We start from the raw sequence: 26,957 nt of genomic DNA, 5'->3' as shown, positions 1-26,957 counted from the left end.
TTCGCCGTCAGTCCATCCGCCATTTCTCCAGCACATCGCGCCGGATATCGATGCCAAGCCCCGGGCCTTGCGGGACGTGGGCGATGCCTTCTTCCACCCGGATCGGATCGACCAGCAGGCCCTGGCGGAACGGATGCGGGGTCGAATCATATTCCAGCAGGGGATGGTGTGCGCCGAAGGACGGCGCGGTTGTCGGGATCACGGCTAGAAGCTGCATGGCGGCGGCCAGCCCGATGCCGGTTCCCCAGACGTGCGGGTTGTGGCGCACACCGTGGGTCCAGGCCATGTCCGAGATGCGCTTGGCTTCCGTCAATCCGCCACACGACGCCGTATCGGGCTGGATGATGTCCATGGCGCGGGCATCCATGATCCGGCGGAAGTCGTGACGCGTGAAGGAGCATTCTCCGCCAGCAATCGGAATGTCGGTCGCCGCGCGGACCTCGGCATAGCCGTCGATATCTTCCGGCTCGACCGGTTCCTCGAACCAGCCGATGTTCAGCGGTTCCATGGCACGGGCCAGCTTCTTGGCCTGCACGACGTCGCAACCGTGGTTTGCATCGACGAACAGTTCCGACCGGTCCCCGATGGTCGCGCGCAGCATCTCGACCAGCGCGATATCGTCGTCGAACCCGAACCCGACCTTGGTCTTCATCGCGCCGAACCCGGCATCCAGGTAGGCCTCGGCCTCATCGTGCAGCATGGCGTGATTGTCGTCGCGATCATTCGAGCGGCGGTAGAGGCCGGTCGCATAGGCCTTCACCTCGGTCCGGATTGGTCCGCCCATCAACTGATGCACGGGCGCGCCGAAGAACTTGCCGCGCAGGTCCCACAGCGCGATGTCGATGGCCGACAGGGCCTGGATCGGGATGCCGCGCTGACCGTGATCGCGGAAGCCGTTGTAAAGCTCTTCCCAGATCGCGTCGCCGGCCAAGGGGCTGCGCCCGATCAGGCGGGGCGCGTACAGTGTGTCGATCACGCTGGCGATGGGCTTCGGCGGACCATAGCCGTCGCCCCAGCCTGTCAGTCCGGCGTCGGTCTCGATCTCGACAACAAGGCCGACGCGGGTATCGACCCATGCCTGACTGAAGGCGAAAGGCTGATCGATGGGCGCGGCCAGCGGGTGCGTGCGGATGCTTACGATTTTCATGACGACAGTGTAGAACCGGATTTGGATGCTGTAGCAAGCGCGAGCAATTTTATGTCCGACAATTGGTTTCGGTCCCCGATCTGGGATGAATGGGGACGGCTTACGCGCCTGCAATGGAGTGGAACGCTTGCCATTGAAACGGAACTGGATCGCTGGGAAGCTAAATCTGTCGGCCCCGACGATAATCGACTGATCCGATCGCAACGCAGCGGCGGGCAGTACAGGCTCTATCTGCAGGATCATCTGAAATCCTTGCAAGACACGTCACTTTTTTATGGACTGATCCTCGTCCGTTCGTACTCATTGATGGAGTTCCAGGCAAAACTCGTGAAGTACATGATCGCTGAGGACAAAACCGCAGATGACGCTCTTGTGTTGGACGAGGATACGCTTGAGCAAGTGGCTGACTTGAAGCTGCAGGGTGGTCTTCAGGCATGGACCGGCGAACTAATGAAAAAGGTCGGTCAGGATTGGTCTGATGTCTATGGTGGATTGGAGGGGCTGGTGGAGATCGCTCTCCTGCGCAATCAGATTGTTCACGGTCAAAGTCGCTCGAATGCTGTTCTGGCTGAACGTGCTCGTGTTCAGGGAGCCGCCTGGCCTTTCGAGGATGGCGCGTTGATGGTGATAACGTTCGACCTGCTGCATGAATATCGTGGTCGGATGCGATCGTTCTGCAGAATTGTTGGCGATGGCCTGGTCCATAGGGCGCGGGGTACACATCGATCTGTGGCGAAACCTTGAGTGACGTGGCAGATAAACTATACCTTCTTGTCATGGTCTCGAAGGTGAAAATTCAATGCGGACGTGGCGGAACCGGTAGACGCAGCGGGCTTAAAACCCGCTTCCCGACAGGGAGTAGGGGTTCAAATCCCCTCGTCCGCACCAGCATCCTCTGAACAAGAAGAGAAAAAATGAGCTACGACGACAACAATGTGTTCGCGAAGATCATGCGTGGCGAACTGCCTTCCGAGCAGGTCTATGAAGACGACATGACACTCGCTCTGATGGACATCATGCCCCGTTCGGACGGGCATGTTCTGGTCATACCGAAGGATCCGGCACGCACGATACTGGACGCGACGCCCGAGCAACTGGACGCCTGCATCCGCACGGTGCAGAAGCTCAGCCGTGCGGTGATGAAGGCCTTCGACGCCGATGGCGTGACCCTGACCCAGGCGAACGAGGCCGCAGGCGGGCAGGAGGTCTTTCACCTGCATTTCCACGTGCTGCCGCGCCATGAGGGCGTGAAACTGCGCAAGCCCGCCAGCGGCATGGAGAAGCCCGAAGTGCTGAAAGCCAATGCCGACAGGATCCGCGCCGCGCTTGCGAACGGGTGAGTGCCGGGTGACCGAGATTGACAACATCATCCGCACGCTGGGCCTGAAGCCGCACCCAGAAGGCGGACACTACACCGAGATCTACCGGTCCGATGAAAGGATCGGAGCCGATGTGCTGCCGCCCCGGTATGGCGGGGCGCGGGCGTTCGGGACGGCGATCTATTACCTGCTGGGGCCGGACGACAAGTCCGCCATGCACCGCATCACCTCCGACGAAATCTTCCATTTCTACCTGGGATATCCGGTCGAGCAGCTTCAACTCTTCGAAGATGGCAGCCATCGCATCGTCGAGATCGGGCCAGATCTGCTGGCCGGTCAGCGGCCCCAGATGGTTGTCCCCCGGGGCGTCTGGCAGGGCGCGCGGGTGAAACCGGGCGGGCGCTTCGCCCTGCTGGGCACGACCGTCGCGCCGGGCTTCGACTTCGACGATTTCGAGATGGGCCCGCGCGACGCGCTGGTGCCGATGTATCCGGACGTCGCCGAGATGATCTGCGAACTGACGTGACGGGCAGGTCTCGCTCAGTCAATTGACCGGAGCCAGACGTCTGCTTTTCCAGTTGATCTCCTCGCGCTCACGTGTCGTGAAATGCTTCCAGATGCGGTCATGCAGAAGCCGCGCCTTTTCCGCGTTGCCTGTCAGCTTGCCGCTGTTCAGCGCTTTTCTGAGCTCCAGATAGGCTTCGAGATGGCTCTCAGCCGTTCCGCGTTCGAACAGAAGGTTTGCCAGCAGGTACCGCGCATCGGCGTTGCCTTTTTCGGCTGCCATTCGCCAGTATTTCTCTGCCTGCTCCAGATCCCTGGGTGTGGCCTGGCCTGCTGAATGAAGAATTCCCAGCCGGACCATCGCAACCTCATGGCCCTTGTCCGCTGCGGCTTCCATCCATTTCAGGGATTCGACCTTGTCCTGCCAGTTGGTTCCTGTCCTCCACAGTGTCATGGCGAGGTGATATTGCACCTTGACTGAGCCGTTCTCGGCAGCCCTCCGGTACCAGAGCAAAGCGCTGTACATGTTCTGCTTGCGGCCATCGCCGAATTCGAAGACCTGCGCAAGGTTCTGTTGCGCATCCACATTTCCCATGGCTGCAGCACGCGCGAAATGATCGGCGGCGCGTCCACGATTGCGAGGCATGCCGAACAAACCATCGAAATAGGCTGCTCCTATCGCGTTGATGGAGTCCGCGTGACCCTGTTCGGCCGCCCGTCTGAGCCAGACCATGATTTCCTCAGGTTCGACGGCGTGTTCCGGATTCTTCCAGAGCAGCATGGCGAGCCGGTGCTTTGAACCGACATGGTTCTGGCGTGCGGCGCGCCTCAGCCATGTTGCCGCCTGAGCGATATCCTTTGGCGTGCCGTCACCATCCAGATACATCTGGCCGGCGACGGCTTGAGCGATAACAATCCCGCCTTCTGCGGCCCGGAGATACCATTTAAGTGCGGCCCGTTGACTTTTTCGACCCGCGATGCCTCTCGCGAAGAAGCTGCCGAGCTTGAGACTTGCATTGGGATGTCCACGCATTGCCGCCCTTCGATACCAGCCGCGCGCGGCGGCCAGGTCTTTCGCGGCACCTGTGCCATGCTCCAGCATCAGCCCATAGTTGTACTGTGCCGAACGCGATCCCATCACCGCCCGAAGCGGGAACACGACATTCGCCGGCGCGTAGATGCCATTGTTGTAGTTCTCGATGGCCCTGTCCCACAGGCGATCGGCGAGTGGGCCATTGAACAGCATGCCGATCAGAACGATGGGCAATATCAGGAAAAACAGCATCTTCTTTGTTCGGTTGCGTCGCACCGGGAATGGTCTGGTCCGATCCTGCAGCAAAAGGGTGGGCGCTGCCAGCCCGTTGCAGGTTGGCTCTTGTTCCCCGGGTTGCCGGGGAATGGAACAACGGAGTCCGCGATCAATGGCCTGTCCGCACGGCTGTTCACGCCATTCCCCGATGACACCGCGTTCGGAATTCCATAGGCTCCGCAGCGATGATGGATTTTCAAGATGATGACGACGAACTGGATGATGTCGCGTTCGGCGACCTTCCGCCGTCCCTCGCGGCGCTTTCCCGGTTTGCGGCCACGCTGAACCACGTCTCGTGGTTCGCGGCGGTGGGCGAACGCCTGTCCGAGGCGGAACGCGCCGACTCGGCGGGCTACCTGCTGGCGCTGGGGTTTCCCGAATGTGACATCGTGCAGGCGATGGACTGGGAAGAGGCCGAGGAAGCCGCGCGCAACCCCGACTGGAACACCGCATGGTGGGAGGCGGAGGAGCAGCTGCGCGCCGGACTGTCGGCGCAGGCGGTCGATCTGACCGGCGATGAGGAAGCCCTGCTGGTCGCGCTGACCAACGTCACCTCGAAGGCCTCGGATTCAGTGCATGGCGCGGCGGCGGTCGCGGCGGGCCGGTTCGGCGTGGCCGATCAGGGGCTGATTCGCGCCGCAGCGGGCGCGGCGACGCAGGCCGCATACCAGGCGGCGCTGGTGATCGCCGCGGCGGAGGATGAAGATCACGCCTTCGCGCAGAAATTCCACCTGTTTCAGGGCGGTCGCTGGCCGCTCGGGATCATCGGCGGCACATTCAGCATCTTCTGAGAGGGATTTCCATTCATGACCAACGTCCGCATCGCCACCTGGAACATCAATTCGGTGCGGTTGCGCATGCCCATCGTCGAACAGTTCGTCGCGGAACATGATCCGGACGTGCTCTGCCTGCAGGAGATCAAGGTCGACGACGACAAGTTCCCCTACGAGGCATTTCGCGAACTGGGGTTCCGGCAGGTCGAGGCGTTCGGCCAGAAGAGCTACCACGGAGTGGCCACCATCTCGAAGCTGCCGTTCCAGTCGGTCGAGCGGATGCACTGGTGCGGCAAGGAAGACTCCCGGCATCTGGTGACAACGCTGGAAGACGACACCGAGATCCACAATTTCTACGTGCCCGCGGGCGGCGACGAGCCCGACCCCGCGATCAACGAGAAATTCGCCCACAAACTTCAGTTCCTGGAGGAAGTGACGTCGTGGTACGCCGAGCGCCGCGACGACGCCAACCGCATGGTCGTGGTCGGCGACCTGAACATCGCGCCGCACGAGAACGACGTCTGGTCGCACAAGAAGCTGCTGAAGGTCGTCAGCCACACGCCGGTCGAGGTCGAGGCAATGGCCCGCTGGATCGAGAGCCATGATTTTCACGATGTGGTTCGCCAGTTCGTGCCGGATACCGAGAAGCTTTATTCCTGGTGGAGTTATCGCGCCCGTGACTGGGATGCGGCGGACAAGGGGCGGCGGCTGGACCACGTCTGGGTGACCCAGGCCCTGCGCGATACGGTGAAGTCGATGGAGGTGCTGCGTCCCGCACGCGGCTGGCTGAAGCCGTCGGATCACGTGCCGATCATCGCCGACTTCGATCTGCCTGTGTGAGCGGGCGATCATGAGCCTCGACGCCTTCTTCCGGCCCGGATCGGTCGCGGTGCTCGGCGCGGGAGAGCGGCCCGGTTCGTCCGGTGGTGCGGTGATGCAGAATCTCGCGGCCTCGGGCTTTGACGGCCGGATCATCCCGGTCAATCCGAAGGGCGGCGATGTTTTCGGGCACACGGCGAAGACGTCGCTGACCGAGCTTGATGCGCCTGCCGACCTGTGCGTCGTGGTAATCCGTCCGGACTTCATTCCCGCCGCACTGAAAGAGGCCGCCGCAACCGGGCATCGCAATGTGCTGATCCTGCCCGGCGGATTTCAGGAGGCGGGCCCCGAAGGGCGGGCGCGGGATGCTGAAGTGCGTGCCATCGCCGCCGAGACCGGGATGACCATCGCCGGGCCGAATTCCGCAGGGCTGATCTCGCTGGATCGGGACGCACCGTTCGCAGCCACGTTCCTCAGCGCCATGCCGCCCGGCCCGAACCGGCACGGCGAGGTCGCGCTGATCACACAGTCGGGTGCCATCGCCGAGGAAGCCATCGCCGCCGCGAAGGACCGCCATATCTCGCTCGGGACGGTCGTGTCGGTCGGCAACGGCATGCATCTGGGCGTCACTGACTATCTCGATTATCTGGGCGCACGGGATCGGGTGTCGGTCGTGCTGCTCTATATTGAATCCGTACCGGACGAAGACGCTTTCATTGAGGCCTGCCAAAGGGTTGCGAAGACGAAACCGGTCGTCGCGCTGATGGGCGGGCGCTCCAGCGCGGGCAGCGCGGCGGCGGGCGCGCATACCGGTGCATCGCCGACCGATGATGACCGGATCGCGGCCTTCCTGGACAAGGCCGGCGCGATCCGGGTCACGTCGCTGCGCCAGTTGATGCTGGCGGGCAAGGGCTTCGGGGCCTTTCCGCAAGGCATCGGGCGCCGGGTCCTGCTGCTGTCGAACTCCGGCGGCCCCGGCGTGCTGGCGTCGGATACCGCCTCGGCGGGCGGTCTCGAACTGTCCGGCCTTCCCGCCGCGATGGTGGACAGGCTGCGCAACAACCTTCCCGGCGAGGCATCCGTCGCCAACCCGATCGACCTGCTGGCCGATGCGCGTGAAGACCGCTTCGGCATGTGCTTTCAGGCGTTGCTGGATCACGGCACAGATGCCTACGACGCCGTGCTGGGCATCCACGTCGTGCCTTTCATGGTGCAGGCCGAACCGGTGGTCGCCCGCCTGGCCGAGATGGCCGCGGACTGCCCGATCCCGATGATGCATGCGATGATGGGCACCCTGCCGGGCAAGGCGGACTGGTTCGCGAAACTGGAAGCTGCCGGTGTTCCCACCTTCGACGATGTCGAGCAGATGGCCGATTGCGCCGCATTGCTGGCGCGGTATCGGGGCTGAAGCAGATCCTTCCGCCTCAGTCCACGATGTCATGCCCCAGCTTCGGCACAAGGACCGTGCGGCGATAGCTGATCACCAGCGTGCCGTCCTGCTTGAAGCCGCGGGTTTCCACCGTGACGATCCCCTGATGCGGTCGCGATGTCGATTCGCGTTTCTCCAGCACTTCGGATTCAGCCGTCAGCGTGTCGCCATGGAAGACCGGGGCAGGCATCCTGATGTCGGTCCAGCCCAGGTTGGCGATGGCCTTCTGGCTGACGTCGGACACGGACATGCCGGTCACCACCGACAGGGTCAGCGCCGAATTCACGATGGGTCGACCGAATTCCGACTTCGCGGCATAGGCGTGATCGAAGTGCAGCGGATGCTGGTTCATGGTCAGCAGGGTGAACCACGTGTTGTCGGCTTCCGAGATGGTTCTGCCGGGGCGATGTTCGTAGATTGCACCGACTTCGAACTCCTCGAAACAGCGCCCGAAGCTCTCCCTCTGGCGATTTCCGCCGACGGAATCTGATCTGACCGTCATTTCTGCGTTCTCTCCCCGAAAATCACGCGTCGAAGTATCTTGATAATACTGTATGGTAAGCCAATATGTCCGAAAGAATTCCAACCCGAAACGAAGGAGCTTCGGCCCCATGGCACTGAATGCCGATACACGCTACTCGAACACCGCGTCGCGCGTGGACGCGGCGGAGATCGACGCCGGTCTCCGCAAGTACATGCTGGGCGTCTACAATTACATGGCGTCCGGCCTGCTGGTCAGCGCTATCGTCGCCCTGCTGGTTTCCAGTTCGCCTGCCGCGATGCAGACCATCTTCGGTTCCGGTCTGGGCTATGTGGTGATGTTTGCGCCGCTGGGCATCCTTCTGGTGATGAGCTTCGCGCAGAACAAGCTGTCGACGCCCGCGATCCAGGGACTGTACTGGGCCATGGTCGCCATCATGGGTGTCAGCCTGTCGACGATCTTCATTCGCTACGGCATGGGTGACGTGGTACGCGTCTTCTTCATCACGGCGGCGTCCTTCGCCGGCCTGAGCCTGTTCGGTTACACGACCAAGAAGAACCTTTCCGGCATGGGCAGCTTCCTGGTGATGGGCCTGATCGGCCTGGTCATCGCGATGGTCGTGAACATGTTCGTGGAATCCTCCATGATGCAGTTCGTGATCTCGGTGCTGGGCGTGCTGATCTTCGCGGGTCTGACGGCCTTCGACACGCAGCGGATCAAGTCGACCTACATCGCTTATCGCATGGAAGGTGACGTTGCCACTCGCTCGGCGGTCATGGACGCGGTCGGTCTCTACCTGAACTTCGTCAACATGTTCGTGTTCCTGCTGCACCTGTTCGGCGGCGGCGACGACTAGACGCTGACCAACATCCGATAGGGAAAAGCCCGGTGTTAACGCGCCGGGCTTTTTCTTTATGCTGCATCGGCAATATCCGGGGGAGGGAAGCCATGCGCGTCGTCATCGCCATGATGAAGCACGAGACCAACACGTTTTCGCCGGTGGTGACCGACTGGGCGCGGTTCACCGGATGGGGCAGCTATCTGGGCGATGAGGCACGGGCCGCCTATGAAGGCACCGCGATGCCGTTCGGTGCCTACCTTGAACTGGCCGAAGCGCGGGGCTGCGAGATCGTGACGCCGGTCGCCGCCGAAGCCATGCCGTCGGGCAAGGTCGAGGAAGACGCCTACGAGATCATGGCGGGTGCCATCATCGATGCGGTGAAGGACGGATGCGACGCGATCCTGTTGGACCTGCACGGAGCGATGGTGGCCGCGCACGATTTCGACGGCGAAGGGCTGCTGCTGGAGCGCATTCGCGCCGTTGCCCCCGACACGCCCATCGCCGTGACCTGCGACCTGCATTGCAACCTGACCAGCCGTATGGTGGACAACTGCACGGCGCTGATCGGCTACAAGACCTATCCCCATGTGGACATGTACGAAGTCGGCAAGCAGATCGGCGCGGTCCTGTTCGACCATCTGGACGGCAAGGTGCAGCCGGTGCAGCGCTGGGCCAACCTGCCGCTGTTGAGCCAGACCCTGCGACAGGGCACGGATGACGAACCGATGAAGTCGCTGATCGCCATGTGCCGCGCTGCCGAGCAGCGGCCCGGCGTGCTGGCGGCGACCGTGTTCGGCGGCTTCGCCCTGGCGGACATGCCCGACAGCGGCACATCCGTCATCATCGTCACGGACAATGACGCTGCGCTGGCCGAGGAGGTTCGCGACGAGATCCTGGCCGCCGCCTGGGCACAGAAGGAAGATTTCATCTACGAACATCACCCGCTGGAGGATGCCGTCGCCGAAGCGAAGGAGATGCAGCAGGACGGGCCGATCATCCTGCTGGATCATGCCGACAATGTCGGGTCCGGCGCGACACAGGACGTCATGACGGTGATCGCAGAGGTGCTGCGGCAGGGTCTTGAGGATATCGCCGTGGCTGCGGTCTATGACCCGGAAGCCGTACAGCAGATGCAGCAGGCGGGGATTGGCAACACGGTCACGCTGCGGCTCGGCGGCAAGGCGGACATGCCGTCCATCGGCCGCGAGGGCGCGCCGCTGGAGGTCACCGGCAAGGTGAAGACGCTGACCGACGGCGAATGGATCTGCCGCGGTCCGATGTACACGGGCGTCACCGTGCGTATGGGACCGACCGCTGTGCTCGACACGGGCAACATGCAGATCGTCATCGTCAGCCAGCATCATGAACCCTGGGACACGGGCGTATTCACGTCGGTCGGCATTCAACCCGAGCACAAGAAATACCTGCTGCTGAAGTCCCGCATCCACTACCGCGCAGGCTTCGCGCCCATCGGCAAGGGCCCGCATATCACGCTGGACGGCGTGGGTGTCACGACGTCGGATAACACGCTGCTGGACTATCAGCACGTCCGCCGTCCGATCTACCCGCTGGACCTGATCAACGAGCGGTGACGGAGAGAGCCTTCAACGGCGAGATCATCGTGCTGCGTCACGCGGCCTGGGTTCAACTGGCCACGGAGGCATCGGAGATCGTTCTGGCCAACCTGCCGGGCGATCCACTGACGGCGCACCAGCGCATGGATCACGCGGCCTATCTGAAAGCCGTCGCGGCGATCCGGGAAACCGTGAAGGCAGACGCGACCATCCGCGCCGCCTTTCGCGAAGGCATCGCCGCCGCCGGCCTCGACCCGCATGAGACATTCCGCGACCGCCTGATCCTGCGCGTACAGCCGCCGCATGGCGTTCACGCGGCACGCGAAACCATGCACCTGCCCGCCCATCGTGACAACTGGGGCTCGGGTATTCCGCAGCAGTTGAACTGGTGGATGCCGGTGCTGCCGGTCAGCGCGGATCGGACGTTGTGGCTCTACCCATCCCTGTTCGACAAGCGGGTCGCGAACGACAGCGCCGACTGGTCGTTCGAAGCCACTCTGGCGAAGGTGGAAGCCGGGCAGGCAGAACTGACGACACCGCAGGCGACGCGCAACATCGATCCTGCGCTCGCTTGCCCATTGGTGCTTGAACCGGGCGAGATGGCGGTGTTCTCGGGCTGTCAGCTGCATCAGAGTGCGCCGAATGGGGGGATGCTCGCGCGCATCAGTTTCGAAACCCGCACGGTCTCCACCGATCACGTCCGACAGGGCCTTGGTGCCACGAATGTCGATGGCGCACCCCAGGGGCCGCATTATCGCTGGTTCCGGCATATGGACACGAACGTGCGAATGGATAAGGCTGTGCACGATGACGATCCGGGGAGACACAGATGATCGATGATGGCTTGAAGCAACGTATTTTTGACGAGGTCGACAAGGGTTTCGACGATCAGATTGCCTTCACGCAGGATCTGGTCCGCTACCCTTCGCAACGGGGCCAGGAGCACACGGCGCAGGATTTCCTCTACAAGGCCTTTGCCGAGCGCGATCTGGCGATGGACCGCTGGTCGATTGATGTCGGTGAGATCGAGGATCATCCGGGGTTCTCGCCGGTGACGGTGAACTATGACAACGCGGTCAATGTCGTCGGCACGCACCGCCCGAAGCAGGAAAAGGGCCGCAGCCTGATCCTGAACGGCCACGTCGATGTGGTGCCTGTCGGGCCGCTGGACATGTGGACCACGCCCCCCTACGAGCCGCGCATCGATGGCGACTGGCTGTACGGGCGTGGCTCCGGCGACATGAAGGCAGGGATCGCCGCCAATCTGTTCGCGCTGGATGCCATGCGCCGCGCGGGTGTGGAACCGGCCTCCAGCGTCTACATGCAGTCGGTCACGGAAGAGGAGTGCACCGGCAACGGGGCGCTGTCCTGTCTGGTGCGCGGCTATCACGCCGATGCGGTTCTGATCACCGAGCCGACCCACGACTGTCTGGTGCGGGCCAATGTCGGCGTGCTGTGGTTCCAGGTCGAACTGCGGGGCCGCCCGGCCCATGTCTACGAATCCTCGATCGGGTCCAGCGCCATCCTGGCCGCCTACAATGTCATCGAGGCGCTGGGCAAACTTGAAGCCGAGATGAATGCCGAGAAAGCGGATCACCGTTTCTTTGAGAAGGCGGAAAAACCGATCACCATCAATATCGGGAAGATCGCCGGCGGCGACTGGGCCTCATCCGTGCCCGCATGGTGCCGCTTCGACGTACGCGCCGGCATCTATCCGGGTACATCGGTCGAGGAAGCCAAGCAGCGGCTGGAGGGTGCCATCCGCGCGGCCTCGCGCGACGATCCGTTCCTGTCGAACCATCCGCCGACCATCACCTACAATGGCTTCGCGGCGGAGGGCTATACGCTGCCGCCCGGGACCGATGCCGAGAAGTGTCTGGCCGAGGCCCATGGCGAAGTGTTCCGCGCCGAACTGAACGACGCAACCATGCCGGCCTATCTGGATGCGCGTGTGGCGATGCTCTACGACGACACGCCTGCGCTGGTCTACGGACCGGTGTCCGAGCACATCCACGGGTTCGACGAGCGGGTGAGCCTGTCGTCGACACGCGCGGTGACCAAGACTGTGGCCCTGTTCATGGCCGAATGGTGCGGCGTGGAGGCGATCTGAGATGGGCAAACTGGACGGTAAGGTCGCGCTGGTCACCGGTGCGGGACGCGGGATCGGTCGCGCGGTCGCATTGAAACTGGCGTCTGAAGGGGCTGCGGTCTTCGTGAACGATCTGGACGCCGCGCCCATGGACGAAACGATTGCCGACATCGACGCCATGGGCGGCCGGGCAATCGGCCTTGCCGGATCGGTGACGGCCAAGGGCATGGCCGATGACTTGGTGAACGGTGCCATCGATGGCCTTGGCGGGCTGGATATCATCGTCAACAATGCGGGTTACATCTGGAATACGACTGTCCAGAATCAGACCGATGAGCAGATCGACGCCATGCTGGATGTCCATGCTGCCGCACCCATCAAGATCCTGCGGGCGGCGGCACCGCATTTCCGCGAACGGCATCGGGCCGAGACCGCCGACGGCACCAACGTCACGCGCAAGGTCGTGAACATCTCGTCGATGGCGGCGGTCTACGGCATGCCTGCCGCCGTGTCCTATGCAGCGGGCAAGGGGGCTGCGGTCGGCATCACGACGGGCATGGCGCGCGAATGGGGCCGCTACAACATCACGGTCAATGCCGTCGCGTTCGGCTATATCGATACCCGCCTGACGCAGCGTTTCGAGAAGGGCGGACAGGCGACGATCCATGTCGATGGCAAGGATCACAAGGTCGGGTTTCAGGAAGGCATTCAGCACGACCTGCTGAAGCTGATCCCGATGGCACGCATCGGTACGCCGGAGGATGCGGCCAACGGCGTTTATCTGTTCTGCGCGCCGGAAAGCGACTACATCACCGGCCAGACTCTGGTCGTGGGCGGCGGGCTGACGACGGGCTGAAGGCCGGCGGTTCCTGAAAGTGCTGGCGTTCGGCGGGCGGCTGGGGCATGCCGGTGAGATGAGCTGGTCGAAGAAATCCGGATCGCGGAAAGGATACCATCACGGCAATCTGCGGGAAGCGCTGGTCGAGGCGGCGCTGAAGCTGATCGCCGAGAAGGGACCTGCCGGGTTCAGCTTTGCCGAGGCCGCGCGCGCGGCCGGGGTCAGCGCCGCGGCTCCCTACCGTCACTTCGAAGACAAGGACGCGCTGCTGGCCGATGTCGCGACACGCGGGTTCGATGCCTTGCACGATCGTCTTCAGGCCGCATGGGATGCGGGCAAGGCCGACCCGGTCAGGGCTTTCGATGCGCTTGGCCGCGCCTACCTCGACTTCGCCCGTGACGATCCCGCGTCCTATGTCGCCATGTTCGAATCCCAGCTTGCGCCGTCCGACTATCCGGAACTCAGCCGGGCTGCCGATGCCGCATTCGGTGTCCTCCGGCATGCGGCGGAGGTGGCCGTGGCGACGCTTCCGGCGGAAGGACGCCCGCCGGCCATGATGGTGGCGCTGCACATGTGGTCGGTCGCGCACGGGATCGCGGCCCTGTTCGGACGGGGGGACACCGGACGGCGTCCCCTGCCCATGTCGCCAGAGGCGCTGCTGGAAGCCGCGGCCCTGGTCTATTTCCGGGGACTTCAACCGGACTGACCGCATCGTGCGTACGCCCGGATCGGGCAATGTTTCGTTCCGTTACATTTTCTTACGCCCGATGTGCCGATAAACCTTGAACAAATCAGCGTAAGCAGCCACTTATGTAAATGTTGATAACATTAACTTTGAGGCCGAAATGGAGCTAGCAGCCAAACTCGACGATTACGGCAAACCCGCGTGGATCACGCTGATGATCGTCTCTTTCATCGTCTTCTGGCCGATTGGCCTGGCGGTACTGGGTTATCTGATATGGAGTGGCAGAATGGGATGTTCAAAGCGTAACTTCGGGCGCTGGTACAATCAGGACGGCAGTAGCCGCAAGCGCGGTTTCCGGCGCGGCAAGCATCAGTCCAGCGGCAACAGCGCCTTCGACGAATATCGCGACGACATGCTGCGGCGTCTGGAGGAAGAGCAGGACGAGTTCCACACCTTCCTGGACCAGTTGCGCAAGGCCAAGGACAAGGCGGAGTTCGATCAGTTCATGGCTGATCGCGGCCGACGGAGCGGATCCGCCGGAGATGGTGCGGAAGCCAGCCCCGCGGGCTGAACCGCCTTCATCACGAGAGCACAGCGCCGGTCATCGTACCGGCGCTGTCTGCGTTTGCGGGTGGATTCCCTGAGAGATCGTTGCGCGGAACGCCGGTCAGATCCCCGTGATCCGTTCCCCGGCACCATGGATTTCCGCGTTGTCGAAATCTTTCAGCCGGTTCACCCGGATCAGGGTTCTGATCTCCTTGACGTATCGGGTGCCGGTTTCGGCATAGAGCCTGAGGCCCGAAGCCAACTGATAGCCGTCGATCGTCTGGTTCGCCGCCCGCATCTTCGCGCGCCGGTTTCTCAGATCGCGGTAGGCTGGATGGGTGTTCAGGTTGCGCATGTAGTTGGTGACCGATTCCAGCAGGCTGCGAAAGGCCTTCACTTCGAACGTCTGACCTGAGCGCCGGGCTTTCGGGACGATCCCGGCACCCTTCGACCATGTTCTCTGCCCATACAGGGCGCGGCCCTTGCGCGCGAACCGGGATGTGCCCCAGCCGCTCTCTGTGATGGACTGCGCGATGGCAAGTGAAGGCGGAATGATATCCACACGATGCAACAGCCGTTCGATCAGGTTGGCGGCATCGGGGTCCACGTCATAATCGTATGCCAGTTCTCTCAACCAGGCACGGTCGTCTGCCGATATCCAGCCGGATTCGGCGATATTCTCCAGATGGCGGCGCTTCGCCATGATGCGATTGTTGCTTTCCAGAACCAGGGGCAGGACAAGCCGGATGAAGGTCCGTTTCTTTTGCCGGACATCCCGGATCGATCCGATGTCTCCGGGCAACGCCGTCGCGAAAACGGCGGGAGCCGCGGCCTCGCCCCGGCGCACCGCGTCGAGGTCGTAGTTCAGTTGAGCGCGTTCCCATCCCAGCGCGGCGCTGTGTGCGCCCGAGCGACCGTCGCCGGCAGCGGCGGCCAGGGCCGGGGCACCTGCACCCCAAACACCAAACCCGATCATCGCGACAGCAATGAGGTTTCCAGTTCGATTCATTCAAATACACCTTGAACCCCGCTGGCCAGCGGCCACGGAGGTCTTTCAGTCGGTTTTTCTGTTCAGGTCGGGCGGTCGGACTACATGCCGACGGCGCGGACCTCTTCCACTTCCGGCACGTAGTGCCGCAGCAGATTCTCGATGCCGTGCTTCAGTGTCATGGTCGAAGACGGGCAGCCTGCGCAGGCCCCCTGCATCGCAAGATACACGACGCCATTGTCGAAACCGTGGAACACGATGTCTCCACCGTCCTGTGCAACGGCGGGGCGTACGCGGGTGTCCAGCAGTTCGACGATCTGGCCGACGATCTCGCTGTCGGCTTCGTTGCCGGCTGCATGGCCGCCTGCGGTATCGACCTTCGCACCATCCTTCATCACCGGCAGGCCGGCCGTGAAGTGTTCCATGATCACGCCGAGAATGGCCGGCTTGATATGGTGCCATTCGACGTTTTCGTGCTTGCTGACCGACACGAAGTCGAGTCCGAGATAAATTCCTTCGACACCCTCCACGGCGAACAGGCGCTCGGCCAGCGGTGAATCGGCGGCGTCGGCGGCGCTGCGGAAATCCGCAACACCTTCCGGCATGACCGTGACGCCTGGGATGAACTTCAGCGTCTGCGGGTTGGGTGTCGGTTCAGTCTGGATGAACATGGGTTCCTCCGGGTTGCCCTTGGGCGTTCAGCGGCCTATTTGGCGCGGATGCGGTTGTGGATCAACACCTGTGCCGCAGTCCAATCAATTTGTCACACCGTGATCGGAACAGGATTTGACGGAAGAACCAACGCCGGAACCCCGGCAACAGCCGCAGATGATGCGCGCGCGCTGGCTGGACGATGATCTGGCGCGCTGGCTGATGGTCGATCTGCATCGTCCGAATGCGGAACTCGATTTCTTCGACGATCTCTGCAGGCGGCTGGTTGGCGAGGGAATCGAGATCGGGCGGGCGTTCTGCGGCCTGCTTTCGCTGCATCCGCTCTTCGTCTCGCGCAATCTGATCTGGCGGCCCGAAAGCGGCAGCGAGACACGCGTCAATGAACATGGTGCCGAGCGCTCGGACTTCTATTACCAGAGCCCGGTCTATCTGATTCATCAGGGCGCGCCGGAAGTGCGGCAGCGTCTCGACGTCGACGATGATCTGCTGGCGTACGACATCTGGCGCGAAGCCAGGAAAGACGGCATGACCGACTATATCGCGCTGCCGCTCCGGCATTCGACCGGCGAGGTCAACGTGCTGTCGTTCGCGACACGCCGCCGCGCCGGATTTTCCGCCGCGCACATCACCCGGCTGCGCGAACTGTTGCCCCTGATCGCCATGCGGATGGAACTGCTGAACAGCTATTTCGCGACCAGCACGCTGCTGAACACCTATCTCGGAGAGGCCGCCGCGCGGCGCGTGCTGACCGGCACCATTCACCGGGCCGAAGGGGAAGCGTTGCAGGCCGCCGTGTTCCTTTGCGATCTGCGCGGCTTCACGGCCTTGTCCGACAAGCTGGAGGCCGATGAGATCATCGCCACGCTGGATGACTATTTCGACTGCATGATCGAACCCATCAAGGCGCTGGGGGGCGAGGTGCTGAAGTTCATGGGCGACGGGATGCTGGCGATCTTCCCGATGGACGACCGCACGGCCCAGCTTGCCTGCCAGTCCGCGCTGGCGGCGGCCGAGGAAGGCGTGCGCAATCTGACGGCCCTGAACCAGCGCCGCGAAGCGAACGGCCAGAAGAAACTGGGCGTCGGGGTGGGGCTGCATGCGGGCGAGGTCATTTTCGGCAACATCGGCTCGGCCGACCGGCTGGATTTCACGGTGATCGGGCGGGCCGTGAACGAGGTCAGCCGCGTCGAATCGTTGACCCGCGTGCTCGATCGTCCGATCCTGATGACCGCTGACTTCGCCGAATACCATGATGATGGGCGCGCGTTGCGCTCGCTGGGATTTCATGGCCTGAGCGGCGTGTCGCGGCCTGCGGAAATCTTCGAACCCGCCTGAACCGGGCGGCCGATGGAAAGAACCACACGACCATGATGACTTTCACGCTGGCCGTGCTGTTCCTGCTGATCACACCCGGACCGGGCGTGCTGACGGTTGCGGGCATCGGCGCGGGTTTCGGCGCACGGCGCGGGGCGCTGTTCGGTGCAGGCCTGTTCGTTGGCACCAATCTGGTGGCCCTACTGGTCGCTACCGGATTATGGGCGTCGCTGGAGACAGTGCCGTATCTGACGGACATCCTGCTGGGCATATCGGTCGCGTTCCTTGCCTATCTGGCGTTCAAGATCGCCTTTTCCGGGTCGGAGATCGCGTTCAGGAAAGCCACGCGCAAACCCGGCGCGCTGGATGGCCTGTTTCTTCAGTTCGTCAATCCGAAGGCCTATGCGGTCAACACCACGCTGTTCGCCGGCCTGCCGCTCGGCTTTGCCGACCCGGTGACCGAGATCGCGATGAAATTCCTGATCATCAACCTGATCTGGGTGCCGGTGCATTTCGGCTGGCTGTTTCTCGGCATCACGCTGAAGCGGCTGGACCTGCCGCCAAGGACGCAGCGCTGGATCAACTATGCGATGGCCGTCGCGATGCTGGCTGTCGTCGCGCTGGCGCTGGTGGCCGGCGGCAAATGACGCCGCTGGAAGTGCTCGACTGGCGGCGTTGCGTATCCGGGATGTATGCCACCGTGCGCGCGATCCCTGATCCGCAGCAGGCCTGGCGTTACTGGCAGGACCGCCGGGCGGAACTGGTCGCAACGCACCCTGCATCGATGATCGCGCCGGCAGACCGTCGCCGTTTCCCAGGCATTCACCTGTTCGACCATGACCCCGCTCTGCGGTTCGCGGTCGAGACGGAACCCGCCGAAGGAAAGGCCGAGAGCTACCAGCTCGGCAGCGACGGCGCGCTGACGGTTTCACCGGCGCTCAGAACAGCGGGACTGGCCGGAACGCTTGGTCTCGAACTGACCATCTACCGCCTGCACGGCTATGGTGGCGGATTGTTCCTGCCGTTTCGCGATGCGACCTCGGGCACCGAGACCTATGGCGGCGGACGGTATCTGCTGGACACCATCAAGGGCGCGGACCTGGGGCAGGACGGGCCGGGGCGTCTGGTCCTGGATTTCAACTTCGCCTACTTCCCGTCCTGTGCCCATTCCGATGCCTACGTCTGTCCGCTTTCGCCGCCTGAGAATGCGCTGTCGGTGCCCGTGCGCGCCGGGGAGCGATGGCCGGTCACCTGATCCCTTCGAGTTCCAGCAGCGCCTGCTTGCGGTCGAGGCCCCAGCGATAGCCGTGCAGCTTGCCGTCGGTGCCCAGGGCGCGATGGCAGGGGATGGACAGCGACACCGGGTTGCGGCCACAGGCAGTGCCCACGGCGCGGATGGCCTTCGGATTGCCGATCATCTCGGCGATCTGCTTGTAGGTCCGCGTCTCGCCATAGGGAATCTGCATCAGCGCCTGCCAGACCTGCCACTGGAAGGCCGTGGCGCGCACATCGAGGGGCAACGCCGGATGCGGTCCGTTCCGATCCAGATAGGTGGTCAACGCTGACAGCGCCTCGCCCAGATCGGTGCGATCTTCGGCGATCTCGGCCTTCGGGTATTCGATCCGCAGTTCGTCTGCCAGTCGCGTCGGGTCATCGCCCAGATAGACGGCGGAAATGCCCTTGTCGGTGGTCGCGGCCATGACCAGCCCCAGCTTGCAGTCCGCAAAGCCGTAGGCCATCCGGACGCCGGGCGCGCCTTTCGCGTACACTCCCGGTGCCATGCCCATCTGGCGGCCCGCATTCTCGTAGACACGGCTGGGCGAGCCGTAACCGGCCGCATAGATCGCGTCGGATACGCCGTTGCCCGATTTCAGCCCGTCTTTCAGCAGCACCATCCGGCGTGCGTCGGCATACTGCTTCGGGCTGAGGCCCAGCGCCTTCTTGAAGGCCTTCTGGAAGTGCTGTGCGTTGAAGCCCGCGCGCTTCGCCAGTTCCTCCAGCGAGGGCACGGCAGCCTCGGCCAGCAGGCGCTTCTCGATCCCGCGCGCAGCGTCCTCGATGGCGGCCATCATCGGATCGACCAGATGCTGCTTCTGCGGATGGCAGCGCTTGCAGGCGCGGAACCCGGCAGCCTCCGCCGCGGCGGGGACGTCATAAAAGTGGACGTTCTGGCGCTTCGGCGTGCGGGCCGGGCAACTGGGGCGGCAATAGATACCGGTGGTCTTGACGGCAAGTACGAAATGACCGTCATAGCTCGCATCGCGGCTCTCGACGGCGGTCCAGTAACGATGTTCGGTCATGGCTTGCTCCTTCTGCATGGCCTCAACATCGTCCTTTCCCGGTTTCATCACCATCCGCCGCTTGTGACCAATGTCAGGCCGCCGCCGAAGCGGTCTGGTGCACGCCCCAGGCCCTGGGCACCTCGATGGGCATGTCCATCAGCATCTGCGCATAGGCCTTGCCCTGCGGATCGTTGCGCAGGCTGGCGATGCCGCCGCCGCCCAGCGCATCGTAGAGCATGAAGTTCATGGCCCCGATGCCCGGCAGGTCGAACCGGCTGAGTTGTACGTCATTGTCGAACGTGTGCGCCATGTACGCGCCCACCGTTTCCTCGGTCAGCGCGTGACGCAGCAGCGGCAGGTATTCCGGCCTGCGGGCGATGATTCCGATGTTGGCGTGTGCGCCCTTGTCGCCCGAACGGCCATGCGCGATGGCCAGCAGCGGCACGCTGACGGTGTCACCGGATGGGGCTTCGGGCGTGACGGCTTCGGGGCGTACGATGCTGTCGGGATCGAACGGCTGACCGGGCGGGATGTCGACATCGTGGACGCGGTCGTCGACATGGACCTGAACCGGCAGATCGGCCTTCTTCGCCAGGAACGAGAACAGCCGGACCACAGGCTGCGGCTTCGGACGGCCGCCGCCGAAGCCGCCGGTCGTGCCCTGTGCGAAGGACGTGCCCGCAGGCGCGATTTCCTTGACGAAGATGTTCAGTGCCTTCGGATCGGGATGCTTGACGGCCAGTTTCATGACGGCCTCGCGGGCGGAGCGGGCCCTGGAGTGCGGGCCGTACATGGCTTCTCCGCCGACGATCTCGACCAGCGTGTCCGTGTAGTCACCAAGGTTGCGCTCGGCCAGCAGCCGCCGGGTGCGCTTCAGGATCGCCTCGGCGGTCCGTTCGCATTTCGGCACCGCGTCCCAGCCGCCGATGGTGATCAGGGCCGTGGCACGGAAGCCGTCCTGCCAGGTGCCGGAGACCTTGTAGGTGTCCGGTGCCGGATAACCCCGGGCACCCGAGACCTTCACACGGTGCGCGCCGATCTCCTCGACCTTCACCTGACTGAAATCGCAGACGACATCGGGCAGCAGATAGGCCTGTGGATCTCCGATCTCGTACAGCAACTGCTCCTTGACGGTGCCGGCCTCCACCAGACCGCCGGTCCCCTCGGGTTTGGTGATGACGAAACTGCCGTCCGCCGCGCATTCCGCGATCGGATAGCCGATGTCGTCCCAGTCGGGCACGCGGTGATAGTCGGTGTACAGGCCACCGGTAGCCTGCGCGCCGCATTCCAGGATATGCCCGCAGAGGCTGCCTGCGGCCATCAGGTCGAATTCGTCCGCCGACCAGCCGAACTCGTGGATCAGGGGACCGAGTGTCACTGCGCTGTCGACGGCGCGTCCGGTAATGACGATGTCGGCCCCTTCGTCCAGCGCCTTCGCCACCGGCAGGCCGCCCAGGTAGGCATTCATCGACCAGCACTTGTCCGGGAACGGAGCGCCTGAGAACATCTCCGTAACCCCGGCGTCGCGCAGTTGCTGTTCCTTCGGCATCAGGTCATCGCCGGTGACCCAGGCGATCCTGAGCTTCACGCCGGCTTCCTCGGCCACCTCGCGCAGTGCCACAGCGCAGGCCTGCGGGTTCACGCCGCCGGCGTTGCTGACCACCTTGATGCCTTTTTCGGCGATGTCGCGGATGACCTGCTTCATGGCGACCGAAACGAAGTCCGTCGCATAGCCGGCCTCGGCGTTCTTGGCGCGCATCCGGGCCATGATCGACATGGTGATCTCGGCCAGATAGTCGAAAACCAGATAATCAATCTCCGCCCGGCGGACCAGTTGCGGCGCGCCGACCCCGGAATCCCCCCAGAAGCCGGATGCACCGCCGATACGCACGATCTTGTCGCTCATCATCTATCCTCCCCAGGAAATCCGAAGCCTTCGGTCAGACCCTTTGACGCAGCGGCGCTTTTCCGGTCTCCGGAATTTGCCCTGTGCCATGGCCCTCCCTATTGTGCGCGCCCATGAACGAACTGCAAGAATTCTGGAACGAAATCCGCCTTGTATGGGAGCGCGGAGTCTTCGGGGTCGAGATCGACAGCATTTTGCTGGCGATCGGTATTTTCCTGATCTTCGTGATCCTGCGGGGTATTTTCACGAAGATCGTGATCGCATCGCTCAGTCGACTGACGCAGCGCACCGAAACGACCGTGGACGATCAGATACTGGAGGCCATGCGGGGACCCTTGCGGTTCACGTTCATTGTCGCCGGACTGTTCTTTGCGTCACGGGTCGCGCCCTTGCCGGAGGCCGTGGATGACTATGTCGTCAAGATCATCCGGTCGCTGATCGCCTTCACGATCTTCTGGGCGATCTACCGGATGGCCGTACCGCTGTCGTTCCTGCTGGATACGGCGATGAACGCCATGCGAGGACAGGACCTGGGCGAGGCGCTGAAGAAGTTCGCGATCCGGGTGTTTCGCGTCATCATCGTCGTGCTCGGCGTGGCCGCCATTCTGGAAGAGTGGGATTTCGACATCGCCGCCGTGCTGGGCGGCCTAGGGCTGGTCGGCATGGCCGTGGCCTTCGGGGCCCAGAACCTGATCGCCAACCTGTTCGGCGGGCTGGTGATCTTCCTCGACAAGATCTTCGTCGAGGGCCACTGGATCCGCTCCAACGACGTCGAGGGCACCGTCGAGAAGATCGGCTTCCGGACCACCAAGATCCGCCGGTTCGACAAGGCGCTGGTGACCGTGCCGAACTCGACACTGGCCGATGAGGCCGTGACGAACTTCTCGATGATGACCAACCGGCGCATCTACTGGATGATCGGCGTCGAGTACCGCACGACGCAGGAGCAACTGATCCAGATCGTCGAGGGCATCAACGACTATGTCCGCAACGGCGAGGATTTCGAGACCGATCCGAACCGGGTCTCGACCCTGATTCACGTCGACAGCTTCAATGATTCATCCATCGACATCATGCTCTACTGCTTCACCAAGACCACGAAATGGGCGGTCTGGATGGAAGTGAAGGAGCGGCTGCTCTACCACATCAAGGAACTGGTCGAGGAAGCAGGAACCGGCTTCGCATTCCCCTCGTCGTCGCTCTATGTCGAGACCGTGCCGTTCGGCAAGCCGGAAGCGGTGCCGTCCGGCAATGCGGAAAACGAAGAGCCGTCATCGTCGGGCGACCTGCCCGAACGGCCCAGCGCCTCGGAGAAACGAAACCCTGAGAAGCTGTCGGATTCGTCGTCGGGCTCCGGCAGTCGTTCCGCCTCGGTGGGACGCGGCCCGTCGCCGAGCGAGAACGCCGAGAGTGATGGTGAAGCGTCGTCCGCCCACCACACCGGCCCCGGCAGCGAAAGCGGGGACGATGGAGAGGGTGAGCGATAGAAGCTGACGCTCGCGGAAACGCTTATGCGTTGACGTCGACGATGACGCGACCGCGCACCTGACCCTTCAGGATTTCGGGTGCCAGTTCCAGAACCTTTTCCAGGCCGACGGTTGCGGACATGGCGTCCAGTGCATCCATGGGCAGGTCGGTGGCAAGGCGCGTCCAGGCTTCGGTGCGGGCGGCCATCGGGGCTTCGACCGAGTCGATCCCGGCGAGCGTCACGCCGCGCAGGATGAACGGCAGTACGGTCGTCGGCAGGTCGGTGCCGCCTGCGAGACCGCAGGCCGCGACGCAGCCGCCGTACTTCGTCTGTGCCAGCGCGTTGGCCAGCGTGCTGGATCCGACCGTGTCGACGACACCGGCCCAGCGCGGCCGCTGGAACGGCTTGCCCGGTTCGGAAAGTTCGTTGCGGTCGATGCATTCCCGGGCACCGAGACCCTTCAGGTAGTCATGGGTGGAGGAACGGCCCGTCGAGGCGACGACCGTATAGCCCAGCTTGTTCAGGATCGAGATCGCGACCGAACCGACGCCGCCGGCGGCACCCGTCACCAGAATCTCGCCGTCCCCCGGCGCGACACCGTGGCGCTCGATCGCCAGCACGCACAGCATCGCGGTGTACCCCGCCGTACCGATGGCCATGGCCTGGCTGAAATCGATGCTGTCGGGCAGCTTCACCAGCATGTCCGCACGCACGCGGGCTTTCTGTGCATAGCCGCCGGAGTGGTTCTGGCTCAGGCCATAGCCGTTGAGCACCACGCGATCGCCGGGCTTGAAGTCGCCCGAGTCGGACGTGGCCACGGTGCCGGCCAGATCGATCCCGCAGACCATGGGAAAGCTCTCGCAGATCTTGCCCTTGCCGGTCACGGCCAGGCCGTCCTTGTAGTTCAGTGTGGAATAGGCGACATCGACGACGACATTGCCTTCCGACAGATCGTCCAGCGTGATCTGCCTGACCGATGACGTGTAGCCGTCATCGTCCTTGTTCGCGACAATTGCCCTGAATGTGTCGGCCATGATGCTCTCCCCGGCGTGAATTCCTGTGTGACTGTTGTCTAGCGTACGCCCTATCGGGCTGGCAATCGGTCAGTCCGCGAAAACCCGGGCCAGTGCGGAGCGATAGATGTCCATGGCCTGCTGCCGGGCTTCGGCATCGCGACGGCCGAAATGCTCCAGCATGACTCCGGCGTTCACCTCCATGATCACCGGTGCGCCGTCGGAGGCGCGTTCGGCCACGTCGACGCTGCCGAAGCGCAGACCAGTCGCCGCGGCGGCGTCGAGCGCCAGTCCCGCTGCGGGTTTGTGGTTCCGGTCGTCTGGCGGGATGGTCTCCGCACGCGCGCCATGGCCCAGATTGTGCCGCCAGCCAAAATACACTGGCTCGCCGCGGCGGGGAATCCGGTCCAGATCCTCGCGTGCCTGATTGCCCAGCCATTCCCCGAACGATTCGGCGGTTTCGGGCGAAAGCGATGCCGCGGCCAGTTGCCGAACCGTGCTGGCACCATCGCCGGTCGCGGCGGCCCGCGCCTTCGCGTAGGCGAGCATGATCTCCCCATCCAGAATAACGAAGCGTTTCTCGGCCTTCAGACTGACGAAGGGCGAAACGGCAATGGAGCGGCAGGACTGCAGCAGCAGGTGCACCACTCGTTCAAGTTCCGCCGTATCGCGGACGCGATGCACATCGTTGCCGCTGGTGCCCTCGTTGGCCTTGACCACCACGTCCCGGTCAAAGGTGCTGAAGGCCTCCAGAATGCGCGACCAGTTTCCCGGCAGCCCCGTGAACCGGTGCATGATCGGTTCGAGGAACAGCCGATGTTCGATCATCGGCACACCGGCAGCTCTCAGCACATCGAAGCTGGCCGCCTTGTCGTTGCACACCCGAAGGCAGGTCGCACTGTTCAGACCGACGTCATAGCCGAAGACGGTATGGGTCCGCTGGCCCTTGCGCAACACCAGCAGCCAGTCGTGCGACAGGCGTGTCAGGTCGAAGCCTTCGTCAGCGGCAAAGCCGACCACGGCCTCCACCATCAGCCGCTCGTCATTGCGGATTTTCACGCCTGCGGCCTCAGGCCGAGGTGTCCACCTTCTGCCCGCTCTGGCTCTGCGCCCTGGCGACGATCACGCGCGCGGGGCGCAGCAGCCGGCCATTCAGGGTGAAGCCCTTTTCGATCACCTGAATGCAGGTGCCGGGCGGCGCGCCGGGCACCTCGACCTCGGTCATCGCTTCGTGCAGGTTCGGGTCGAACTTCTGGTTCTCGGCCTCGATTTCCCTGACGCCGTGCCGCTCGAAGATCTGCTTCAGTGAATCCCGGGTGATCTTGACGCCCTCCAGGACGCCCTTGGTCTCTGCGGACGCATCTTCCTCGGACGTCGAATCGAGCGCGCGCTGCAGATTGTCGGCAACTTCGCACATGTCGCGCGCGAACTTCTGCGCGCCGAACTTCAGTGCATCTTCCTTTTCGCGCTGGGCGCGCTTCCTGGTGTTCTCCAGATCGGCGAGCGTGCGCATCAGCCGATCCTTCAGGACGGCGTTCTCCTCGGCCAGTTCCGCAAGGGGATCCGGATCGACGACAGGCTCCTGATCGTTCGCCGCATCCAGTGCCTCCGCCTCGGCCATCGCCGCGGGATCCGGTTCGGCTGACGCCTCGGTGGCCTCGTCCAGTACTTTTTCGGGTTCGGCACCTTCGGGTATTTCATCCGACGATTTCTTGTCGCTCTGATCCGTCATCGATCTGTCCTGAATGTTGTGGCGTGTCCGCGCTGTCGGGCTGTTTAGCCGATCAGCTTGCCGATGACACGCGCCGTGTAGTCAACCATGGGAATGATGCGGGCATAGTTCAAGCGCGTGGGGCCGATCACGCCGATGGAACCGACGATCTGCTGGTTGCTGTCGGAAAACGGGGCCACGATCATGGAACTGCCGGACAGGCTGAACAGCTTGCTTTCCGAACCGATGAAGATGCGGACGCCTTCGCCGTCGCCGGCCAGGTCCAGCATGTTCAGCAGGTCGCTCTTGGTTTCCAGATCGTTGAACAGCATCCGCACGCGCCCCAGGTCCTCAATGGCCTGCACGTCTTCCAGCAGCTTGCCGTGCCCGCGAATGATCAGCCGCCGGGAATCGTCGCCGCCGGCCCAGTCGGCCAGACCGGCCTCGATCACCTGGGATGCAAGTTCATCCAGTTCCGCCTTGCGGGCTTCCAGTTCTTCCAGAATGGCCTGTCGTGCTTCTGAAATCGTGCGCCCGCGCAATCTGTCCGACAGGTAGTTGCCGGCCTCGACCAGCGTCGACGGCGGCAGGCCGGGCGGCACCTCGATCAGGCGGTTCTCGACGACGCCGCCGACAGTGATCATCACGACCAGGGCCTTGTTGGGGGAGAGGCTGACGAACTCCAGGTGCTTCAGCGGCTGGTCGCTTTTCGGCACGGTGACCAGTCCGGCATATCCGGACAGGTCGGACAGCATGTTCGACGCTTCGGACAGCATGTCGGTGTAGTTGCGCCCCAGCGTCACGCAGCGTCCCTCGATGGAGGCCCGCTCCGAATCCGACAGGTCGCCAACCTCCAGCAGGCCGTCCACGAACAGCCTCAGACCGGTCTCGGTCGGCATGCGGCCCGCCGAGGTGTGCGGCGAATAGAGCAGTCCCATCTCTTCCAGATCGGACATCGTGTTGCGCACGGACGCCGGTGACAGCGAGTTCGACATGTTGCGCGAGATCGTGCGCGATCCGACCGGCACACCCTTTTCCAGATAACCCTCGACGATGTAGCGGAAAATCTCCCGGCTCCGCTCGTCCAGAGACTGTATGGCATCACGGTCTGTCATGGTCTGAAGGTAGGTTTGCGGCCCTGGCCGGTCAACGGGCACGCGGCTTTCGCGAGCGGAAAATCGCACACGATCAGGCGTCGGGACATGTGGATACCCCGGCGCATCGTCCTCCGCCGGATGATAGCGCTTCA

At 63.4% G+C, this 26,957-nt stretch carries 28 protein-coding genes and 1 tRNA gene; 18 read left to right on the top strand and 11 right to left on the bottom strand.

The annotated features are described in order from the left end of the window. Positions 1–7: 7 nt before the first annotated feature. Positions 8–1,147: a mandelate racemase/muconate lactonizing enzyme family protein gene (locus tag ACN0X7_RS02870; RefSeq protein WP_417513915.1), complete on the bottom strand. Its 1,140-nt coding sequence runs from the start codon at positions 1,145–1,147 to the stop codon at positions 8–10. A gap of 51 nt (positions 1,148–1,198) precedes the next feature. Between ACN0X7_RS02870 and ACN0X7_RS02865 the strand changes: the two genes are divergently transcribed. The 4 genes from ACN0X7_RS02865 (at position 1,199) to ACN0X7_RS02850 (ending at position 2,992) form a co-directional block, all read left to right on the top strand. Continuing rightward, complete coding sequence (locus ACN0X7_RS02865) at positions 1,199–1,891, top strand: hypothetical protein (protein WP_417513913.1); 693 nt, start codon at positions 1,199–1,201, stop codon at positions 1,889–1,891. A 57-nt stretch (positions 1,892–1,948) separates the two neighbouring features. Continuing rightward, a tRNA-Leu gene (locus ACN0X7_RS02860) sits at positions 1,949–2,035 on the top strand. A gap of 26 nt (positions 2,036–2,061) precedes the next feature. Continuing rightward, positions 2,062–2,487 carry an HIT family protein gene (locus ACN0X7_RS02855; RefSeq protein WP_417513911.1) on the top strand — a complete coding sequence of 142 codons (426 nt, stop codon included), beginning with the start codon at positions 2,062–2,064 and terminating at the stop codon, positions 2,485–2,487. A gap of 7 nt (positions 2,488–2,494) precedes the next feature. Beyond that, entirely contained in the window at positions 2,495–2,992 is a 498-nt protein-coding gene (locus ACN0X7_RS02850; RefSeq protein ID WP_417513909.1) for a cupin domain-containing protein, read from the top strand. Positions 2,993–3,010: 18 nt separating this feature from the next. Here the strand turns inward: ACN0X7_RS02850 and ACN0X7_RS02845 are convergent, their stop codons facing one another. Beyond that, positions 3,011–4,255, bottom strand: a complete 1,245-nt coding sequence (locus ACN0X7_RS02845; protein ID WP_417513907.1) for a tetratricopeptide repeat protein — start codon at positions 4,253–4,255, stop codon at positions 3,011–3,013. A gap of 209 nt (positions 4,256–4,464) precedes the next feature. Here ACN0X7_RS02845 and ACN0X7_RS02840 point away from each other — a divergent pair, with 209 nt between their 5' ends. The 3 genes from ACN0X7_RS02840 to ACN0X7_RS02830 are packed head-to-tail and all read left to right on the top strand — an operon-like array spanning position 4,465 to position 7,279. Continuing rightward, a complete protein-coding gene (locus tag ACN0X7_RS02840; RefSeq protein ID WP_417513905.1) occupies positions 4,465–5,070 on the top strand; it encodes a hypothetical protein in 606 nt (201 codons plus the stop codon). Between the two features lie 15 nt (positions 5,071–5,085). Continuing rightward, positions 5,086–5,892, top strand: coding sequence for an exodeoxyribonuclease III (xth, locus tag ACN0X7_RS02835; protein ID WP_417513903.1), 807 nt, complete (start codon positions 5,086–5,088; stop codon positions 5,890–5,892). A 10-nt stretch (positions 5,893–5,902) separates the two neighbouring features. Then, on the top strand, positions 5,903–7,279 hold the full coding sequence (locus ACN0X7_RS02830; RefSeq protein ID WP_417513901.1) for a CoA-binding protein: 1,377 nt from the start codon (positions 5,903–5,905) through the stop codon (positions 7,277–7,279). A gap of 16 nt (positions 7,280–7,295) precedes the next feature. Here the strand turns inward: ACN0X7_RS02830 and ACN0X7_RS02825 are convergent, their stop codons facing one another. Continuing rightward, entirely contained in the window at positions 7,296–7,802 is a 507-nt protein-coding gene (locus ACN0X7_RS02825; protein WP_417513899.1) for a MaoC family dehydratase, read from the bottom strand. A gap of 109 nt (positions 7,803–7,911) precedes the next feature. Between ACN0X7_RS02825 and ACN0X7_RS02820 the strand changes: the two genes are divergently transcribed. The 7 genes from ACN0X7_RS02820 (at position 7,912) to ACN0X7_RS02790 (ending at position 14,379) form a co-directional block, all read left to right on the top strand. Continuing rightward, positions 7,912–8,637: a Bax inhibitor-1/YccA family protein gene (locus tag ACN0X7_RS02820; protein ID WP_417513897.1), complete on the top strand. Its 726-nt coding sequence runs from the start codon at positions 7,912–7,914 to the stop codon at positions 8,635–8,637. A gap of 92 nt (positions 8,638–8,729) precedes the next feature. Next, complete coding sequence (locus ACN0X7_RS02815) at positions 8,730–10,214, top strand: M81 family metallopeptidase (protein WP_417513895.1); 1,485 nt, start codon at positions 8,730–8,732, stop codon at positions 10,212–10,214. Then, positions 10,211–11,029 carry a hypothetical protein gene (locus tag ACN0X7_RS02810; RefSeq protein WP_417513893.1) on the top strand — a complete coding sequence of 273 codons (819 nt, stop codon included), beginning with the start codon at positions 10,211–10,213 and terminating at the stop codon, positions 11,027–11,029. The genes ACN0X7_RS02815 and ACN0X7_RS02810 overlap by 4 nt, the downstream gene beginning before the upstream one ends. Further along, the gene (locus tag ACN0X7_RS02805; RefSeq protein ID WP_417513891.1) at positions 11,026–12,306 is read left to right on the top strand and encodes an ArgE/DapE family deacylase; all 1,281 of its coding nucleotides are present in this window, start codon (positions 11,026–11,028) and stop codon (positions 12,304–12,306) included. Before ACN0X7_RS02810 ends, ACN0X7_RS02805 begins: the two co-directional genes overlap by 4 nt. Before the next feature lies 1 nt (position 12,307). Beyond that, on the top strand, positions 12,308–13,141 hold the full coding sequence (locus ACN0X7_RS02800) for an SDR family NAD(P)-dependent oxidoreductase (protein ID WP_417513889.1): 834 nt from the start codon (positions 12,308–12,310) through the stop codon (positions 13,139–13,141). Positions 13,142–13,199: 58 nt separating this feature from the next. Then, positions 13,200–13,829, top strand: a complete 630-nt coding sequence (locus ACN0X7_RS02795; RefSeq protein ID WP_417514658.1) for a TetR/AcrR family transcriptional regulator — start codon at positions 13,200–13,202, stop codon at positions 13,827–13,829. Between the two features lie 139 nt (positions 13,830–13,968). Then, positions 13,969–14,379, top strand: coding sequence for a DUF2852 domain-containing protein (locus tag ACN0X7_RS02790; RefSeq protein WP_417513887.1), 411 nt, complete (start codon positions 13,969–13,971; stop codon positions 14,377–14,379). Between the two features lie 96 nt (positions 14,380–14,475). Here the strand turns inward: ACN0X7_RS02790 and ACN0X7_RS02785 are convergent, their stop codons facing one another. Next, the gene (locus ACN0X7_RS02785) at positions 14,476–15,363 is read right to left on the bottom strand and encodes a glucosaminidase domain-containing protein (RefSeq protein WP_417513885.1); all 888 of its coding nucleotides are present in this window, start codon (positions 15,361–15,363) and stop codon (positions 14,476–14,478) included. 80 nt (positions 15,364–15,443) lie between these two features. Beyond that, entirely contained in the window at positions 15,444–16,013 is a 570-nt protein-coding gene (locus ACN0X7_RS02780; protein ID WP_417513883.1) for a NifU family protein, read from the bottom strand. Positions 16,014–16,128: 115 nt separating this feature from the next. On the opposite strand from ACN0X7_RS02780, the gene ACN0X7_RS02775 reads away from it, so the two are divergent. From ACN0X7_RS02775 to ACN0X7_RS02765, 3 genes are read left to right on the top strand one after another with little or no spacing between them, the layout of a single operon-like run. After that, a complete protein-coding gene (locus ACN0X7_RS02775) occupies positions 16,129–17,349 on the top strand; it encodes an adenylate/guanylate cyclase domain-containing protein (protein WP_417513881.1) in 1,221 nt (406 codons plus the stop codon). Between the two features lie 32 nt (positions 17,350–17,381). Next, entirely contained in the window at positions 17,382–17,975 is a 594-nt protein-coding gene (locus ACN0X7_RS02770) for a LysE family translocator (RefSeq protein ID WP_417513879.1), read from the top strand. Next, entirely contained in the window at positions 17,972–18,583 is a 612-nt protein-coding gene (locus tag ACN0X7_RS02765; RefSeq protein WP_417513877.1) for a DUF1684 domain-containing protein, read from the top strand. The genes ACN0X7_RS02770 and ACN0X7_RS02765 overlap by 4 nt, the downstream gene beginning before the upstream one ends. On the opposite strand, the gene ada is transcribed toward ACN0X7_RS02765, so the two are convergent. Together ada and ACN0X7_RS02755 are read right to left on the bottom strand one after the other, a co-directional pair. After that, on the bottom strand, positions 18,576–19,646 hold the full coding sequence (gene ada, locus ACN0X7_RS02760; RefSeq protein WP_417514656.1) for a bifunctional DNA-binding transcriptional regulator/O6-methylguanine-DNA methyltransferase Ada: 1,071 nt from the start codon (positions 19,644–19,646) through the stop codon (positions 18,576–18,578). The two genes, ACN0X7_RS02765 and ada, sit on opposite strands and share 8 nt — an antisense overlap. Positions 19,647–19,701: 55 nt before the next feature. After that, positions 19,702–21,516 (bottom strand): acyclic terpene utilization AtuA family protein, encoded by a 1,815-nt coding sequence (locus tag ACN0X7_RS02755; protein ID WP_417513875.1) that lies wholly within the window; start codon positions 21,514–21,516, stop codon positions 19,702–19,704. A gap of 113 nt (positions 21,517–21,629) precedes the next feature. Here ACN0X7_RS02755 and ACN0X7_RS02750 point away from each other — a divergent pair, with 113 nt between their 5' ends. After that, positions 21,630–23,003, top strand: a complete 1,374-nt coding sequence (locus ACN0X7_RS02750; protein WP_417513873.1) for a mechanosensitive ion channel family protein — start codon at positions 21,630–21,632, stop codon at positions 23,001–23,003. 22 nt (positions 23,004–23,025) lie between these two features. Here ACN0X7_RS02750 and ACN0X7_RS02745 read toward each other — a convergent pair whose 3' ends face one another. The 4 genes from ACN0X7_RS02745 to hrcA form a co-directional block, all read right to left on the bottom strand. After that, the gene (locus tag ACN0X7_RS02745; RefSeq protein ID WP_417513871.1) at positions 23,026–24,018 is read right to left on the bottom strand and encodes an MDR family oxidoreductase; all 993 of its coding nucleotides are present in this window, start codon (positions 24,016–24,018) and stop codon (positions 23,026–23,028) included. 69 nt (positions 24,019–24,087) lie between these two features. Continuing rightward, positions 24,088–25,056, bottom strand: a complete 969-nt coding sequence (locus tag ACN0X7_RS02740) for an ATP-grasp domain-containing protein (protein ID WP_417513869.1) — start codon at positions 25,054–25,056, stop codon at positions 24,088–24,090. 10 nt (positions 25,057–25,066) lie between these two features. Then, positions 25,067–25,729, bottom strand: coding sequence for a nucleotide exchange factor GrpE (locus ACN0X7_RS02735; protein ID WP_417513867.1), 663 nt, complete (start codon positions 25,727–25,729; stop codon positions 25,067–25,069). Between the two features lie 44 nt (positions 25,730–25,773). Beyond that, positions 25,774–26,823: a heat-inducible transcriptional repressor HrcA gene (hrcA, locus tag ACN0X7_RS02730; RefSeq protein WP_417513865.1), complete on the bottom strand. Its 1,050-nt coding sequence runs from the start codon at positions 26,821–26,823 to the stop codon at positions 25,774–25,776. Positions 26,824–26,957 lie beyond the last annotated feature (134 nt).

Source organism: Minwuia sp. (genome assembly GCF_048263705.1).
GTDB lineage: Bacteria > Pseudomonadota > Alphaproteobacteria > Minwuiales > Minwuiaceae > Minwuia.
The sequence above is the reverse complement of the archived record's forward strand: the minus strand, read 5'-3'. Positions and strand labels throughout refer to the sequence as shown.

What these genes read in the sequence shown, in the direction of transcription:
- ACN0X7_RS02830 (WP_417513901.1), top strand. Translation starts at nt 5,903, where the DNA reads ATGAGCCTCGACGCCTTCTTCCGGCCCGGATCGGTCGCGGTGCTCGGC.
- ACN0X7_RS02765 (WP_417513877.1), top strand. Translation starts at nt 17,972, where the DNA reads ATGACGCCGCTGGAAGTGCTCGACTGGCGGCGTTGCGTATCCGGGATG.
- ACN0X7_RS02790 (WP_417513887.1), top strand. Translation starts at nt 13,969, where the DNA reads ATGGAGCTAGCAGCCAAACTCGACGATTACGGCAAACCCGCGTGGATC.
- ACN0X7_RS02815 (WP_417513895.1), top strand. Translation starts at nt 8,730, where the DNA reads ATGCGCGTCGTCATCGCCATGATGAAGCACGAGACCAACACGTTTTCG.
- ACN0X7_RS02750 (WP_417513873.1), top strand. Translation starts at nt 21,630, where the DNA reads ATGAACGAACTGCAAGAATTCTGGAACGAAATCCGCCTTGTATGGGAG.
- ACN0X7_RS02770 (WP_417513879.1), top strand. Translation starts at nt 17,382, where the DNA reads ATGATGACTTTCACGCTGGCCGTGCTGTTCCTGCTGATCACACCCGGA.
- ACN0X7_RS02780 (WP_417513883.1), bottom strand. Translation starts at nt 16,013, where the DNA reads ATGTTCATCCAGACTGAACCGACACCCAACCCGCAGACGCTGAAGTTC.
- ACN0X7_RS02735 (WP_417513867.1), bottom strand. Translation starts at nt 25,729, where the DNA reads ATGACGGATCAGAGCGACAAGAAATCGTCGGATGAAATACCCGAAGGT.
- ACN0X7_RS02820 (WP_417513897.1), top strand. Translation starts at nt 7,912, where the DNA reads ATGGCACTGAATGCCGATACACGCTACTCGAACACCGCGTCGCGCGTG.
- hrcA (WP_417513865.1), bottom strand. Translation starts at nt 26,823, where the DNA reads ATGACAGACCGTGATGCCATACAGTCTCTGGACGAGCGGAGCCGGGAG.
- ACN0X7_RS02755 (WP_417513875.1), bottom strand. Translation starts at nt 21,516, where the DNA reads ATGAGCGACAAGATCGTGCGTATCGGCGGTGCATCCGGCTTCTGGGGG.
- ACN0X7_RS02840 (WP_417513905.1), top strand. Translation starts at nt 4,465, where the DNA reads ATGATGGATTTTCAAGATGATGACGACGAACTGGATGATGTCGCGTTC.
- ACN0X7_RS02870 (WP_417513915.1), bottom strand. Translation starts at nt 1,147, where the DNA reads ATGAAAATCGTAAGCATCCGCACGCACCCGCTGGCCGCGCCCATCGAT.
- ACN0X7_RS02855 (WP_417513911.1), top strand. Translation starts at nt 2,062, where the DNA reads ATGAGCTACGACGACAACAATGTGTTCGCGAAGATCATGCGTGGCGAA.
- ACN0X7_RS02805 (WP_417513891.1), top strand. Translation starts at nt 11,026, where the DNA reads ATGATCGATGATGGCTTGAAGCAACGTATTTTTGACGAGGTCGACAAG.
- ada (WP_417514656.1), bottom strand. Translation starts at nt 19,646, where the DNA reads ATGCAGAAGGAGCAAGCCATGACCGAACATCGTTACTGGACCGCCGTC.
- ACN0X7_RS02845 (WP_417513907.1), bottom strand. Translation starts at nt 4,255, where the DNA reads ATGCTGTTTTTCCTGATATTGCCCATCGTTCTGATCGGCATGCTGTTC.
- ACN0X7_RS02825 (WP_417513899.1), bottom strand. Translation starts at nt 7,802, where the DNA reads ATGACGGTCAGATCAGATTCCGTCGGCGGAAATCGCCAGAGGGAGAGC.
- ACN0X7_RS02865 (WP_417513913.1), top strand. Translation starts at nt 1,199, where the DNA reads ATGTCCGACAATTGGTTTCGGTCCCCGATCTGGGATGAATGGGGACGG.
- ACN0X7_RS02785 (WP_417513885.1), bottom strand. Translation starts at nt 15,363, where the DNA reads ATGAATCGAACTGGAAACCTCATTGCTGTCGCGATGATCGGGTTTGGT.
- ACN0X7_RS02745 (WP_417513871.1), bottom strand. Translation starts at nt 24,018, where the DNA reads ATGGCCGACACATTCAGGGCAATTGTCGCGAACAAGGACGATGACGGC.
- ACN0X7_RS02800 (WP_417513889.1), top strand. Translation starts at nt 12,308, where the DNA reads ATGGGCAAACTGGACGGTAAGGTCGCGCTGGTCACCGGTGCGGGACGC.
- xth (WP_417513903.1), top strand. Translation starts at nt 5,086, where the DNA reads ATGACCAACGTCCGCATCGCCACCTGGAACATCAATTCGGTGCGGTTG.
- ACN0X7_RS02795 (WP_417514658.1), top strand. Translation starts at nt 13,200, where the DNA reads ATGAGCTGGTCGAAGAAATCCGGATCGCGGAAAGGATACCATCACGGC.